This is a genomic window from Xanthomonas nasturtii (genome assembly GCF_001660815.1).
GTDB lineage: Bacteria > Pseudomonadota > Gammaproteobacteria > Xanthomonadales > Xanthomonadaceae > Xanthomonas > Xanthomonas nasturtii.
Window position 1 is genome coordinate 93014 of sequence record NZ_LYMI01000045.1, and the last position, 15255, is coordinate 108268.

A 15255-nucleotide genomic window follows, 5' to 3' on the forward strand; every position below is an offset into this window, starting at 1 on the left:
GGAGGAGCGGTTTGACTGCCGATTGGAACGTCATCCGCGAATACGCAATTCCGCTCGGTGCCTCGCTGCTGGCGGGCATCGTTACCTGGTCGTTGATGCTGTGGCTGTTTCGCCGCATGCAGGGCCGCGACTATCGCCGTGCGCGCATCATTCGCGTGATTACCTTGCCAGCGGCTTTCATCTTGCCGCTGTTCTTTCTGGGCATCGCGACCGAAGCGACTCCGCTGGCCGGCAAGGCGCTCGCAGCGGTGCAGCACCTGCTGCATGTGGGCATCGTCGGTTGCGTCACCTGGCTGTTGGTGCGCGCGGTGGCCGCTGGCGAAGCGGCGATCCTGCGCAGCAACCCGATCGAAGTTTCGGACAACCTCACCGCACGGCGCATCCAGACCCAGACCCGGGTACTGAGCCGCGTACTGATGGGCACGGTGATCCTGCTCGGCATTTCGGTAGTGCTGTTGACGTTTCCGCAGGTGCGCCAGATCGGCAAGACCCTGCTGGCCTCGGCCGGCATCATCGGGCTGGTGGCCGGTATCGCGGCCAAGCCGGTGTTCGGCAATTTGATCGCCGGCTTGCAGATTGCGTTGACCCAGCCGATTCGCCTGGACGATGTAGTGATCGTGGAAGGCGAGTGGGGCCGCATCGAAGAGATCGGCAGCTCGTATGTGGTGGTGCGGATCTGGGATGAGCGGCGCATGGTGGTGCCGCTGACCTGGTGGATCGAAAACCCCTTTCAGAACTGGACGCGCAGCAGCGCCGATCTGCTCGGCACCGCGTTCCTGTGGCTGGATTACCGCACGCCCATTGCAGCGGTACGCGCGGAACTGGAGCGTATCTGCCACAGCGAGCCGCTATGGGATGGCCGTGTGTGCGTGACCCAGATCACCGACACCAGCGACAACACCATCCAGGTGCGGCTGCTGGTGAGCGCACGCAATTCCGGTGATGCCTTCGATCTGCGCTGCCTGGTGCGCGAACGCATGATCGACTTCCTGACCCGCGAGCATGCGTATGCACTGCCCAGGATCCGCGCCGAAATCGCCGCGCAGGAAAAGCCGGTGTCGCGTGCCGCAGAACCGATCTCCCCGGAGAGCGTGCGTTCGCCGGGCGCGGAAGACGGCGAGCCTGCAGCATCGATCTAGCGCTGCCCGACGCGCCTGGCCGCGTCGGCGCGCGCTAGAGGCCACCCGGTTCTCCGGTGCGGCGTATCGACACAGGGCGGTGCGCAGTTGCCTGGGCGACAAGCAGTGCGACATCCTGGTGATGCAGTCGTCGCATGTCGATGCTTGCACCGCGTACGTACTGCCTTGCGGTGCCTCAGTCAGCCATCTTCGATTGCGATGCGTCCGGTGTCGCCGGCAGTGCGCTCGGCGCGTAGCGGGGCGCAAACCGCGCATGGCTGCGTTGTTCGTACGCATACGCCAGCTCGATCAGGCGCGGCTCGCTCCAGGCCGTGCCCATGAACAGCAAGCCCAGCGGCAGGCCCTGGGTCTGGCCCATCGGCACGCTCAGGCTGGGGTAGCCGGCCACCGCGGCGGCGCCATAGCCGGCACCGGGGAAGGTGTCGCCCTTGCCGAGTGTCGTGACCCAGGCCGCGCCGGTGGTGGGAACGATCAAGGCATCCAGGCGCTCTGCCTGCAGTGCCGCATCGATGCCTTCCGGCCCGGCCAGCCGTTTGGCGTTGGCGCGTGCGCTCAGATAGCCCGCGTCGTCGAGGCCGGGCGCTGCCTGCGCCTGTTCGAACAGTTCCTGCCCGAAGTACGCCATCTCGCGCTGCGCGTGTTTGCGGTTGAAGTCAATCAGCTGCTCCAGGCTCGTTACCGGTGCGTTGTGGCTGCGCAAATACGCATTCAGGCCGGCCTTGAATTCCACCACTAAGACCGTTTGCTCGGCGGCATCCCACTTGCCATCGGTAGCCAGGTGGGTCTCGATCACGGTGGCGCCCGCCGCACGCAGCGTCTGCACCGCGCGGTCGAGCGTTGCGGCGATGGCCGGGTCCTCGCGTAGCGGGTTGCGTAGCAGGCCCAGGCGCGCGCCACGCAAGCCGTCGGGCTTGAGGTGGGCCAGATAGTCGACGCTGCTGGCAGGCGCCCTGGCGGTGGCCCGGTCCTGCGGGTCGGGCGCGGCGATGGCCTGCAGCAGCGTGGCCGCATCGGCGACGCTGCGTGTCATCGGGCCGGCGGTGTCCTGGCTGGCGGAAATCGGGATGATGCCGTCGCGGCTGACCAGGCCCACGGTGGGCTTGAGCCCGACCAGGCCGTTGACCGCAGCCGGGCAGGTGATGCTGCCATCGGTTTCGGTCCCGATGCCCACGGCGGCCAGGCTGGCCGCGATCGCCACACCGGTGCCGGCACTGGAACCGCAGGGATTGCGATCCAGCGCATAGGGATTGCGGGTGAGCCCGCCGCGCCCGCTCCAGCCGGAGCTGGACTGGGTGGAGCGGAAATTGGCCCATTCGCTGAGGTTGGTCTTGCCCAGGATCACCGCGCCGGCGGCGCGCAGGCGCTGCACCAGAAACGCATCGCGTGTGGGCTTGAACTCGGCCAGGGCCAGCGAGCCGGCGCTGTTGACCATCGGCAGCGCATCGATGTTGTCCTTGAGCAGCACCGGGATGCCGTGCAGCGGCCCGCGTACACGGCCGGCGCTGCGTTCGGCGTCCAGGGCGCGCGCGTCGGCTTCGGCCTGCGGGTTGAGTTCGATCACCGCGTTGAGCGTGGGGCCTGAGCGATCGATGCTGGCAATGCGTTGCAGATACGCGCGCGTGAGTTGCAGGCTAGTGCTCTGGCCGCTGCTCATGCGCGCTTGCAGGCCGGCCACGTCGGCCTCGGTGAGGTCGAGAGGCTTGGCGGAGGAATCGGCAGGAGTGCCGGTCGCCGCGCGCGACGGGTCATCGGCATGCGCACAGCCGCACAGCGCAAGCAGCAGCGCGAAAGACAAGGTGGTGGATCGCATGGATGGTCGTCCCCGGGGAGAACTCGCAGGCTAACGGCGCTGCGTTGGGGTGACAACGGATGATGTGCCCGCAGACGGGCAGGGCGGCTCAGCGACGGCGACGTCGCACCAGGTCGCGCGCCAGCACGCCGACCACCAGCAGGTTGATCGCCAGCACGCCCCAGGCGGTCCAGCCGGGGTGACGCACGATGGCGTAGATATCGAAGGGCAGATAGATGGCCGCCGACAGGCAGCCCAGTACCGAGGCCCAGGCCTTGGCACGCCACAGACCCCAGGCTTCCACCACATGCAGCAGGCCGTAGGCCAGCATCGCAGCAGCGGCCAGATGCACCGCATCGGGGCTGATGGTCTTGAGCAACGACGGCAGTGCGCCGTGGTCGGGGTCCAGATTGAAACGGCGGATCAGCGTACTGACCGCATGTTGCAGCGGGAGCGGGCCCAGAATTTCCAGGCCCGTCGCCGCCAACAGCGCAAGCGCTCCCTTGACCGCCTCAAGCAAGGCGATCACGTGCAGTCCCGGATGCGCGCGCGGATCCGGGCTGTAGGGTCTGGCGCTCACGCGTGCCGGCCTGACAACTCAGCCCGAACGGCCAGCGCGCTTACGGTCGCTTTCGGTCAGGAACTTCTTGCGCAGGCGGATTTCCTTCGGGGTGACTTCCACCAGCTCGTCGTCCTCGATGAAGTCCAGCGCCTGCTCCAGCGTGTACTTGATTGCCGGGGTCAGCTTGATCGCATCGTCCTTGCCCGACGCGCGCATGTTGGTCAGCGGCTTGGTCTTGATCGCATTGACGGTCAGATCGTTGTCCTTGGAGTGGATACCGATCAGCTGGCCTTCGTACACGTTGTCGCCTTCAGCGGCGAACAGACGGCCACGCTCTTCCAGCGGCCCCAGTGCATAGGCCGGCGTTGCGCCCGGTGCATTGGCAATCATCACGCCGTTCTGGCGCTTGGCGATGGCGCCCTGTTCCTTCGGACCGTAATGGTCGAACACGTGGAACAGCAGGCCCGAGCCCTGGGTCAGGGTGCGGAATTCGTTCTGGAACCCGATCAGGCCACGCGCCGGGATCATGTAATCCAGACGCACGCGGCCCTTGCCGTCCGGCTCCATGTTCTTCAGCTGGCCCTTACGGGTGCCCAGCTTTTCCATCACGCCGCCCTGGTGCTGTTCTTCGATGTCCACCACCAGCTGTTCGATCGGCTCCATCTGCTTGCCGTCGATTTCCTTGATGATGACTTCCGGGCGCGACACGGCCAGCTCGTAGCCTTCGCGACGCATGTTTTCGATCAGCACCGACAGATGCAGTTCGCCACGGCCGGAGACCAGGAACTTGTCGGCGTCGGAACCTTCCTCGACCTTCAGTGCCACGTTGTGCACCTTTTCGCGGTCCAGACGGTCGCGCAGCTGGCGGCTGGTCAGGAACTTGCCGCCGGACAGGTCCTTGTTGCCGGCGAACGGCGAGTTGTTGACCTGGAAGGTCATCGAGATGGTGGGCTCGTCCACGGTCAGCGCCGGCAGCGATTCGGGGTGATCGAGCGCGCACACGGTGTCGGAAATGGTCAGCTCGGCCACGCCGGAGATGGCCACGATGTCGCCGGCTTCGGCGGTGTCCTGCTCGATGCGTTCCAGGCCAAGGAAGCCCAGCACCTGCAGCACCTTGCCCTGACGCTTCTTGCCTTCGCGGTCGATCACGCTGACCGGCATGTTCTTCTTCAGCACGCCGCGCTGGATGCGGCCGATGCCGATCACGCCGACGAAGTTGTTGTAGTCCAGCTGGCTGATGCGCATCTGGAACGGGCCGTCCGGGTCAACGTCCGGGGCCGATACGTGCTGCATGATCGCTTCGTACAGCGGGGTCATGTCGCCGTCGCGCACGTCCGAATCCAGGCTGGCGTAGCCGTTCAACGCGGAGGTGTAGACGATCGGGAAGTCCAGCTGCTCGTCGGTTGCGCCGAGCTTGTCGAACAGGTCGAACACCTGGTCGATCACCCAGTCCGGGCGTGCGCCGGGGCGGTCGATCTTGTTGACCACCACGATCGGCTTGAAGCCCATCGCGAAGGCCTTCTGGGTCACGAAGCGGGTCTGCGGCATCGGGCCGTCCATCGCGTCGACCAGGATCAGCACCGAGTCCACCATCGACAGCACGCGCTCGACTTCGCCACCGAAGTCGGCGTGTCCCGGGGTGTCGACGATGTTGATGCGGTTGCCGTTCCAGGTGATGGCCGTGTTCTTGGCCAGGATCGTGATGCCACGTTCCTTTTCCTGATCGTTGCTGTCCATCACGCGCTCAGCCAACACGGTGCGTTCGGACAGGGTGCCGGACTGCTTCAGCAGGCAGTCGACGAGGGTGGTTTTGCCATGGTCAACGTGCGCGACGATTGCGATATTGCGGAGTTTTTCGATAGACATGCGGAAAGGGCCCCTGTCTGGCGCCAGTCTTGAGATGAGGTAAGCCCAACATTATAGCGGTTTCGTTGCGCTGCCGTTGCGGATTGCCTGAAGTCGATTCAGATCGCCCATTCAGGCAGCGTGACGGCACCACGATCCGGCGGCCGGCAACGGCCTTGGACCATGGTCGTAACTGCACGGCCGCCTACGCGCCCGGGTGTATCCTAATGGGCTGTTGATCACCCCAGAACCTGCAAGGATTTCCATGTCCCTGATCGCCAATTTCGACACGTCCCGCGGCCCGATCGTCGTCGAGCTGTACCCGGAGAAGGCGCCGCTGACCGTTGCCAACTTCGTCAACCTGGCCAAGCGCGGCTTCTACAACGGGCTGAGCTTCCACCGTGTCATCGCCGATTTCATGATCCAGGGCGGCTGCCCGGAAGGTTCCGGCCGCGGCGGCCCCGGCTACCGCTTCGAGGACGAAGCCAATAACGGCGTCGGCCACGACCGCGGCGTGCTGTCCATGGCCAATGCCGGCCCGAATACCAACGGCAGCCAGTTCTTCATCACCCACACCGCCACCCCGTGGCTGGACGGCAAGCACACCGTGTTCGGCAAGGTCACCCAGGGCCTGGACGTGGTGGACAGCGTTGCCCAGGGCGACACCATCAATACGCTCACCATCGAAGGCGATACCGACGCTGTGCTGGCCGCCAAGGCCGACCGCGTTGCGGAGTGGAACAAGATCCTCGCCGCCTGATCGCACCCCATCGAACGGCCGCCATGTGCGGCCGTTCGCTTGTCAAAACGCGCCGCCAGGCCGTGTGCCACGCCAGCGCGCCACCCCCACCAACGCTTTTTAGCAGAGGAAACACCCCATGAAAGCACCTGTTCGTGTTGCTGTGACCGGCGCTGCCGGCCAGATCGGCTATGCCCTGCTGTTCCGCATCGCCTCCGGCGAAATGCTGGGCAAGGACCAGCCGGTCATTCTGCAGTTGCTTGAACTGCCGATCGAGAAGGCCCAGGCCGCCCTCAAGGGCGTGATGATGGAACTGGAAGACTGCGCATTCCCGCTGCTGGCCGGCATGGTCGGTACCGACGACGCCGAAGTGGCGTTCAAGGACGTCGATGTCGCCCTGCTGGTCGGTTCGCGTCCGCGCGGCCCGGGCATGGAGCGCAAGGACCTGCTGCTGGCCAATGCGGAGATCTTCACCGCGCAGGGCGCGGCGTTGAACAAGGTCGCCAAGCGTGACGTGAAGGTGCTGGTGGTCGGCAACCCGGCCAACACCAACGCCTATATCGCGATGAAGTCGGCGCCGGACCTGGACCCGAAGAATTTCACCGCGATGCTGCGCCTGGACCACAACCGCGCGTTGAGCCAGCTCTCGGCCAAGCTCGGCAAGCCGGTCGGCGGCATCGAGAAGCTGGTGGTGTGGGGCAACCACAGCCCGACCATGTATCCGGACTACCGTTTCGCCACCGCTGACGGCGCCTCCATCGGCGATGCGATCAATGATCAGGAATGGAACGCCGGCACCTTCATCCCGACCGTCGGCAAGCGCGGCGCGGCGATCATCGAAGCGCGCGGCCTGTCTTCGGCTGCGTCGGCTGCCAATGCGGCCATCGATCACGTGCGTGACTGGGTGCTGGGCAGCAACGGCAAGTGGGTGACGATGGGCGTGCCGTCGGACGGTTCCTACGGTATTCCGGAAGGCGTGATGTTCGGCTTCCCGGTCACCACCGCAAACGGCAAGTACACCATCGTCAAGGATCTGCCGATCGACGACTTCAGCCAGAAGTACATCGACAAGACCCTGGCCGAGCTGGAAGAAGAGCGCAGCGGCGTGTCGCACCTGCTGGGCTGAGTGACGCGCTCACTGTTGTCATGAAAGCGCCGGGCACTGCCCGGCGTTTTTTATGCGTGTCCTCTGGCGCATGCCTGCGCTGTCAGGCCAGGCCTTCCGCCTTCAGTGCGGCCTGCACATCGGCATCGGCCAGCATGCGTTGCATGAACGCCTGCAGCGCGTCCAAGCCATCCAGATTCACAGCGACCTTCTGCGCCCACAGCAAGGTGACGAATAGATATGCATCTGCACCGGTGTGACTGTCGCCGGCAATCCAGGTGCGACTTTGCAGGTGCGCATCAGCGCGCTCGTACAGCGTACGCAATTTGCTGCGTGCATCGTCCTGGCTACGCGCGATCAGTGCGGGGTCTTGCAGATAGGCGGTGCTGCCGAAGATCGGCTTGAACGCGGGGTGCACATCCGCATTGACGAAGGCGATCCAGCGATTGATTTCGGCGCGGCTGCGTGCGGTGCCGTCGCCGGACAGGCCGGACAGGCCGGTCAGCGGAGCGATATCGGCAATGTAATTCAGGATGGCGGCATTCTGGGTCAGCGCCCAATCATCGACCAACAACAACGGCACGGCGCCGGCTGGATTCAGGCGCAGATACTCGGGAGATTTCATCGTCGCCGCATCGACCACACTCAACTCGAACGGCAGGCCCGACCAGCGCAACACGATGTGATCTGCCAGCGAACAGGCGCCGGGCTTGGTATACAGCTTCATGGACGATCCACACGGGAATGAAGCCGTTAGTTTAGCCGGCGGATGAGGCTCTGTGGAGCACGGCGCCGGGTGTCCACGGGTGCTTCACTGCGATGCCGCCGGGTGGGGCCGTCGCCACTGGTGTGGTCGTGGCAGTCTCAGTGACATCGCCAATACCAGCGCGGTCGGGCGCGTTGCCCCGGGTCGGCTACGAGAAAGGCAGCTTGACCCATGCAACGCTGCTGGCGCCGCGTACGGGCGGCGGAGGCGATATGCGATCCGGATGGTGCCGTGCTTGATCGATCGTTACGTGAGGCCGTCTTCGCCATGCTGCTGCGATGTCGGCGCCTCAGCGCGGGTCAGGCGCGTCATCAGCGTAGCTTGGTGCTAACGCGTGTCGGCAGCGGCATCTGTTCTGATGGTGCCGCGCCGCAGTGCGCTCAGGACGCGTTGCGCGGGCGCAGCGATTGCACGCGGTAGAACGTGTGGTCGCCGATGGTGGCTACCTGGTAGGCATTGCGCCAGCTCGGGCTAGCAATTGCGCTGGCGGCAAAGTGACTGGCGCCCGGCACGATCTCTTTGCGTTGGCCCACCGGAAGTGCCCAGTTGCGCTGCGCAGCCAGTGCCACGTCCAACGCCTTGTTCCAGGCATCGTCGTTCTTCAGCTGCGTGCCCGGCGCCACGATCGTCGGCGCGAACTGCTTGCGCGCGGTGACCACCTGGCACATCGAATCGCCCCACAAACCACTGTCCAGGCGACGCAATGCAACTTCTGCAACGGCCTGCTGACCACGCAAGGTCTGGTCGCGCGCTTCCAGATAGACGGTGGTACTCAAACACAACGAATCTGCTGCTGGCTGCGGCAATACGTGCGACAGCCAAAGTATCCAAACAAGTTTCATAGAACTCCTTGCTCCGTATGGGCCGGTCCGCAGAGCATCCAACGTGGATGCGCCAGTGCAGAGGGCTTGGCGTCATGGGGAGGCGGCCTGCAATGGGTCGCCAAAGTTTCCGGCGAAAGAACATCTGCCGAAGGTGCCCACCAAATGCGGCGGGTCAAAAAGTTGGCGCAAGGTAGGCGCCGGTCACACAATCGTGGCTGAATGAGTGGGTTCGATGAATGCGATTGCCCGCGGCGCTTGGCACTACGCGACATTGCGCCGCGCAACGCAGCATGAATCCGCGTCGCATCGTTACGGCGACTGCTGTGTTTCGCTGTTTTTTTAAAATCGCACGAGATCTATCGCATTGTGGTGTTGGCTCGATCATCTGTGTACAGCGCGAAATCGGCTTGATTGCAGGGTCTTTCGTGTGGCTCCACATGCTCGTCACGTTGCGCGTGTTTGCGCAACGTGTATTGCAGGCTGCCACAGCGCCTCGCTTCGCCTCGATGCGCGAGCGATACACAAGCTAGCGGAGCCAGAGAAAAATGGTAGAACTGCAAAGTGCAAAAATGCTTGCGCAGTGTCTGTTGCACGACTGGCGCAGTGCGCATCAAAGCGCTGTCTGCCGAGGATGGCGTGATTACCATCGCGGCATGATGTTCTAAAAGCGATGTCGATCTTGCGGCGTAGTGGTGATGCATCGCATCGCGATGATTCTTCCTGGCAGTGTGTTTGCGCGTGCAGTAGTGCAAAGGTGTAGAAAAAGTGCAGGGGCGGGAAAGCGCACACTGTACACAAGCGCAGAGAAGCTGCACTGCATGTCGTTGTTGCAGAAAACGCGACATATCCTGCAGCCAGGACTCTGCGGGCACGCTGAAAACCATCGGTGGTTAAACGCTAATTCGTATAGCGTTGCTAGATCCCATCGCAGAACGCCGCCGATGCGACGCAGAGGTGGTAATCAAACCTTACCAATGCGCGTTTCCACGTATAACCCGTAAGTGTCAACTGACTTCTCTGAAGCGCGAACAAGCAAGGGTTGCGTTTTTCAGTTCTCCAAGGCAATTCGAATCGCAACACTTCAGGTTCGCAACGCAACCAAGAAGACTGCGTCAACCGCGAGCCGGTAGCACCGTTTGGCCTGTAAGACAGTGCAACGATGTGCGCGGTGCAAGCGATCAACCGGCATGTAGCACCGCGCACAATCGGGCCCAGCGCCATTGCCCAGGTCAGATAGTGGTGCGCGCCGGCGCGGTGGCCGCAAACGCTCAGCAACAGTCCGACAGCCCGACATGTTCGGTGAATGCAAAAATCAGCAACAATTCGCCGGTGTGCCAGAGCAGGCTCTTGCCGAAATGCGCCGCCGCGTAGGCCAGCAAGGCAGCAGGCGGCAGGACAGAGGGCAGTGCGGTCGGTGGCGAAGACATGCGGGGTTATAGCCGAGCCGCGCGACAGTAAAAGAACGCCGCCCGTGCCGCCGCCCGACGGCATCAGCGGGCGTGTTTGCTGCGAGCTGCCGCGTAGAAGTGAGCAGTGCGGCAAATCCGAATCGCAGCGACGGATTCGCAGACCCCGCTATCGCTGCGCACGCGTTACAGCGTTGCTGCCAGCCGGCACGCCTGGTTGATTGCGCGTTTGGCATCCAGTTCGGCAGCCACGTCGGCACCGCCGATCAGGTGCGGCTGCTGGCCGTTTGCCTGCAGCGCGGCCAGCAACTCGCGGCGCGGCTCCTGCCCGGCGCACACCACCACCGTGCCGACATCGAGCAGTTGCTCGCTGCCCTCCACGCGAATGCGCAGGCCGGCATCGTCCACGCCCAGATACTCCACGCCACCGAGCATCTTCACGCCCTTGGCCTTGAGCGTGGCACGGTGGATCCAGCCGGTGGTCTTGCCCAGGCGCGTACCGGGCTTGCCGGGGCTGCGCTGCAACAACCAGACCTGGCGGGCAGGGCGCTCGGGCTGCGGTTTGGCCAATGCACCGCGTGCTTCGAAGCTCGGATCCACGCCCCACTCGGCCATCCAGCGTTGCGGGTCCAGCGATGGCGATTCGCCGGTGTGCACCAGAAATTCGCCCACATCGAACCCGATGCCGCCGGCGCCGATGATCGCCACCTTGTCGGCGGCCACATGGCGGCCCAGCACCACATCGAGATAGCTCACCACCATCGGATGATCGGCGCCGGGGAAGTCCACCTTGCGCGGCTCGATACCGGTTGCCAGCACGATCTCGTCGAAGTCCTTCAGATCGGCCGCCTGCACCCGCGTGTTCAGACGCAGCTGCACGCCGGTCGCTTCGATGCGGTGGCCGAAATAGCGCAAGGTTTCGTTGAATTCTTCCTTGCCCGGAATGCGCCTGGCGACATTGAACTGCCCGCCGATCGCATCGCTTGCATCGAACAAGGTCACCTTGTGCCCACGCTCTGCCGCCACCGTCGCGCAGGCCAGCCCCGCCGGGCCGGCGCCGACCACCGCAATGCGCTTGGGCGTGGTGGTTGGCGTGTAGTTGAGTTCGGTTTCGTGTGCGGCGCGTGGGTTGACCAGGCAAGTGGCCAGCTTGTTGTCGAACACGTGATCCAGGCAGGCCTGGTTGCAGGCGATACACGTATTGATGGTGTGCGACTGCCCGGCGCGCGCCTTGTTGGTCCACTGGGGGTCGGCCAGTAGTGGCCGTGCCAGCGATACCATGTCTGCGGCACCGTCGGCCAGGATGCGTTCGGCCACTTCCGGCATGTTGATGCGGTTGGTCGCCACCACCGGAATGCGCAGGTGCGGTTTGAGTTTGGCGGTGACCCCGGCAAAGGCGGCGCGCGGCACCGAGGTAGCGATGGTCGGAATGCGCGCCTCGTGCCAGCCGATACCGGAATTGATGATGGTCGCGTCGGCCGCTTCGATCGCCTGCGCCTGCGCCAGGATTTCCTGCCACTGATTGCCGTCTTCGACCAGATCCACCAGCGACAGCCGATAGATGATGATGAAGTCCGGCCCGCAGGCCTCGCGGATGCGCCGCACGATCTCCACCGCAAAGCGCATGCGCTTGGTGGCATCGCCGCCCCAGGCATCGCTGCGCTGGTTGGTGCGCGCGGCGGTGAATTCGTTGATCAGATAGCCTTCCGACCCCATCACCTCGACGCCGTCGTAGCCGGCCTCGCGTGCCAGCCGCGCGGCACGTGCGTACGCGGCGATCTGCCGGTCCACCGCGCCGGCCGACAGGGCGCGCGGAGTGAACGGGTTGATCGGTGCCTTGAGTCGGGACGGCGCCACCGACAGCGGGTGGTAGGCATAGCGCCCGGCATGCAGCAATTGCAGGCAGATCTTGGCGCCGTGTGCGTGGACGGCGCGGGTGACCTGGCGATGCGGGCGCACTTCCCATGGCCACGACAGCTTGCCGCCGAACGGCTTGAGCCAGCCCACCACATTGGGCGAAAACCCGCCGGTGACGATCAGGCCGACGCCACCGGCAGCGCGCTCGGCGAAATACGCCGCCAATTTAGGGAAATCGCGCGCACGGTCTTCCAGACCCGTATGCATCGAGCCCATCAGGACGCGGTTGCGCAGTTGCGTGAAGCCCAGATCGAGCGGCGTGAACAGGTGCGGATAAGGCGAAGCGGACAGGCCGGTGGCGGGCGACATAACATGGATACGCTGGCGTACGGAGTGCGCACGATGCAGGCAAACGGGCTTGGCGGCAAGCCCTTACGCGTTTACGCGGCCGCCGAAGGCTGCAAGCGCCGGTCGGCAAGATGCCGTTGCTCCCGCCGGCACCAACCGCGCCCGCTACGCAACAGCTCTTCGCGCACTGCCTGCCTCATCAGCGGACCGAGCCAAAGCAGCCGATTACCAGCCTGCCAGCACCAACTTGCCGATCGTGCTGCCGCTTTCCAGCCGACGATGCGCCTCGCGCAGCTGCTGCGCATTGATCGGCGACAGCGTTTCGGTATGCGTGGTGCGCAGTTCGCCGGCATCGATCAGGCTGGCAGCGCGGTTGAGGATGCGGTGCTGCTCGACCATATCGTCGGTCGCGTAGCGCGCGCGGGTGAACATCAGTTCCCAATGGATGCCGATGCATTTGGATTTGTAAGGGTCGCCGATCGACAGCGGCCCACGCGGCTCCACGATCAAGCCCACATGCCCTTGCGGCGCCAGCACCTCGCCCAACTGCTGCCAGTAGCGATCGGTGTCGGCCAGATTGAGCGCTGCGTCCACCGTGTCCAGCCCTAGCGCCTGCAATTGCGGCTGCAGCGGCTGGTGATGATCGATCACATGCTGCGCGCCCATCTGTCGCACCCACTCGATGCTCTCGGGGCGCGAGGCGGTGGCAATCACCGTGAAGCCGGCATGCCGCGCCAGCTGGATCGCGATGGAGCCCACGCCGCCGGCGCCGCCGATGATCAATAGGTGTCTGCCACGGTTGCGTGCGCCGTCGAAGGCGAACGGCATGCGCTGGAACAGCAGCTCCCACGCGGTCAGGGTGGTCAGCGGCAGCGCCGCCGCCTGCGCGAAGCTGAGCGAGGTCGGTTTGCACCCGGCGATGCGTGCGTCCACCAACTGGTACTGCGCGTTGCTGCCCGGCCGCCCGATATCGCCGGCGTAGTAGACCTCGTCGCCAACCGCAAAGGCCGTCACCTCCGGGCCGACCGCCTCGATCACCCCGGCTGCGTCGTAGCCCAGGATCTTCGGCGCCTGCAGGGTCTGCGGCTTGGGCGCGCGCACTTTGGTGTCGACCGGATTCACCGAGATCGCTTCCACGCGCACCAATACGTCATATCCCAACGGCGCTGCGGGCGTTGGAAGATCCATGTCAAGCAGAGACTCGGGGTCGTCAACCGGAAGATGGTGGGTGAGGGCGACGGCTTTCATCGGGCGCTCCTGAGCGGGAAGTTCAGGGTGCGTTGTGGAGCGAGTCGTTCGCAACCACCGACCCCACAATTCAGCTCGGACGGGGCCTGGCGTTCACCAATGTGGTTTTCGATCACGTTCGGGACAGGAAGACCCACGCAGCCTGGAACCGTATTCAACTGGCTTAATTGGGCTGCGGTTCATGCGGGTGCGATGTCCGAACTGGGCACCCGGTCCTATCCTTCATGAAACTGTATACGTAGTATTGCGTGGGATGGCGGGACCTGGTGATTACTTTCACATGTTATATGACCGTTAACGTGATCTTCACTGAAGCCGGCTTAATCTGCGCCCCGATGGCTCTGGATGTGACGAGCATCTTTACCAAGAACAACGCCTCTATCGGTTTATCTCCCAAAGAAGGAGCTGTATAAATGAACAAGAAAATTCTCACTGCCGCGTTGCTCGGCGGTCTGGCAGTTGCCCAGGCTGCATCCGCGCAGGAGTTCGATGACCGTTGGTACCTGACCGGTGGCGCTGGCTTCAACTTCCAGGACAGCGATCGTTTGACCAATGATGCTCCGTTCGTGACCCTGGGCCTGGGCAAGTTCGTTAGCCCCAACTGGTCGATCGACGGTGAACTGAACTACCAGAACCCGAACTTCGATGCCAACCAGGACCAGAACTGGAGCCAGTACGGCATCTCGTTCGACCTGCGTCGCCACTTCATCCAGGAAGGCCGCGGCTGGAACCCCTACCTGCTGTTTGGTCTGGGCTATCAGCGTTCGGAAGAAGAATTCGACGCCACCCCGAACCCGGTTTCGCCGGGCCAGCAGAAAGACGGCAACTTTGCCGCCAAGGCTGGTGTCGGTCTGCAGACCACCTTCGACAAGCGCGTCGCCGTGCGTGCCGAGTTGGCCTATCGCGCTGACTTCAACGACCAGAGCGTTGCTGCTCCGCAGGAAGACTGGTTCGGCGACGTGCTGGCTTCGGTCGGCGTCGTGATCCCGTTGGGACCGGCTCCGTCGACCGCTCCGCCGCCGGCTCCGGCTCCGGTTGCTCCGAGCTGCGCAGATCTGGATGACGACGGTGACGGCGTCAACAACTGCGACGACAAGTGCCCGGCTTCGCAGCCTGGCCAGACCATCGGTCCGGACGGTTGCCCGGTTCCTGTCTCGATCGACCTGAAGGGCGTGAACTTCGACTTCAACAAGTCGACCCTGCGTCCGGACGCACAGTCCATCCTGAGCGAAGCGACCGAGATCCTGAAGCGTTACCCCGACCTGAAGGTCGAGGTTGCCGGTCACACCGACTCGAAGGGTACCGACGCGTACAACCAGAAGCTGTCCGAGCGTCGTGCGACCACCGTGTACGACTACCTGACCAAGAACGGCGTCGATGCGTCGCGTCTGGTTGGCCCGATCGGCTACGGCGAGAGCCGTCCGATTGCTCCGAACGCCAACCCGGATGGTTCCGACAATCCGGAAGGCCGTGCGAAGAACCGTCGTACCGAGCTGAACGTCCAGAACTAATTGGACCGCTAGCTGTTACATACAAAACCCGGCCTCGCGCCGGGTTTTGTCTTTGTAGGACCAGGAAAAGTGCGTCGAGTCGCCGCCAAACCTGTCTGTGTTGCCATCCAGGCACG

The 15255-nt window shown here is 64.1% G+C and carries 11 protein-coding genes and 1 pseudogene; 4 read left to right on the plus strand and 8 right to left on the minus strand.

All coding sequences use genetic code 11. The features are described from left to right. Nucleotides 1-11: 11 nt before the first annotated feature. Nucleotides 12-1139, plus strand: coding sequence for a mechanosensitive ion channel family protein (locus A7D16_RS15875; RefSeq protein WP_064634206.1), 1128 nt, complete (start codon nt 12-14; stop codon nt 1137-1139). 175 nt (nt 1140-1314) lie between these two features. Here the strand turns inward: A7D16_RS15875 and A7D16_RS15880 are convergent, their stop codons facing one another. The 3 genes from A7D16_RS15880 to typA form a co-directional block, all read right to left on the minus strand. After that, nucleotides 1315-2934 carry an amidase gene (locus A7D16_RS15880; protein WP_193395474.1) on the minus strand — a complete coding sequence of 540 codons (1620 nt, stop codon included), beginning with the start codon at nt 2932-2934 and terminating at the stop codon, nt 1315-1317. Nucleotides 2935-3037: 103 nt separating this feature from the next. Next, the gene (locus A7D16_RS15885) at nt 3038-3508 is read right to left on the minus strand and encodes a DUF2127 domain-containing protein (protein WP_064634208.1); all 471 of its coding nucleotides are present in this window, start codon (nt 3506-3508) and stop codon (nt 3038-3040) included. Nucleotides 3509-3526: 18 nt separating this feature from the next. After that, the gene (gene typA / locus A7D16_RS15890) at nt 3527-5356 is read right to left on the minus strand and encodes a translational GTPase TypA (RefSeq protein ID WP_064634209.1); all 1830 of its coding nucleotides are present in this window, start codon (nt 5354-5356) and stop codon (nt 3527-3529) included. Nucleotides 5357-5600: 244 nt separating this feature from the next. On the opposite strand from typA, the gene A7D16_RS15895 reads away from it, so the two are divergent. Together A7D16_RS15895 and A7D16_RS15900 are read left to right on the plus strand one after the other, a co-directional pair. Then, a complete protein-coding gene (locus A7D16_RS15895; protein ID WP_064634210.1) occupies nt 5601-6095 on the plus strand; it encodes a peptidylprolyl isomerase in 495 nt (164 codons plus the stop codon). A 118-nt stretch (nt 6096-6213) separates the two neighbouring features. Continuing rightward, nucleotides 6214-7200: a malate dehydrogenase gene (locus tag A7D16_RS15900; protein WP_064634211.1), complete on the plus strand. Its 987-nt coding sequence runs from the start codon at nt 6214-6216 to the stop codon at nt 7198-7200. 82 nt (nt 7201-7282) lie between these two features. On the opposite strand, the gene A7D16_RS15905 is transcribed toward A7D16_RS15900, so the two are convergent. From A7D16_RS15905 to A7D16_RS15920, 5 genes and pseudogenes are all read right to left on the minus strand, one after another. Then, nucleotides 7283-7906 (minus strand): glutathione binding-like protein, encoded by a 624-nt coding sequence (locus tag A7D16_RS15905; RefSeq protein ID WP_064634212.1) that lies wholly within the window; start codon nt 7904-7906, stop codon nt 7283-7285. Between the two features lie 419 nt (nt 7907-8325). Continuing rightward, a complete protein-coding gene (locus A7D16_RS15910; RefSeq protein ID WP_064634213.1) occupies nt 8326-8787 on the minus strand; it encodes a cell wall hydrolase in 462 nt (153 codons plus the stop codon). 1262 nt (nt 8788-10049) lie between these two features. Beyond that, nucleotides 10050-10196, minus strand: a pseudogene (locus A7D16_RS22605) (MFS transporter); the annotation flags it as partial. A 165-nt stretch (nt 10197-10361) separates the two neighbouring features. Continuing rightward, complete coding sequence (locus tag A7D16_RS15915) at nt 10362-12401, minus strand: NADPH-dependent 2,4-dienoyl-CoA reductase (protein ID WP_064634214.1); 2040 nt, start codon at nt 12399-12401, stop codon at nt 10362-10364. Nucleotides 12402-12605: 204 nt separating this feature from the next. Then, nucleotides 12606-13628: a zinc-binding alcohol dehydrogenase family protein gene (locus A7D16_RS15920; protein WP_064634215.1), complete on the minus strand. Its 1023-nt coding sequence runs from the start codon at nt 13626-13628 to the stop codon at nt 12606-12608. 413 nt (nt 13629-14041) lie between these two features. On the opposite strand from A7D16_RS15920, the gene A7D16_RS15925 reads away from it, so the two are divergent. Next, the gene (locus A7D16_RS15925; protein ID WP_064634216.1) at nt 14042-15139 is read left to right on the plus strand and encodes an OmpA family protein; all 1098 of its coding nucleotides are present in this window, start codon (nt 14042-14044) and stop codon (nt 15137-15139) included. Nucleotides 15140-15255: the final 116 nt, after the last annotated feature.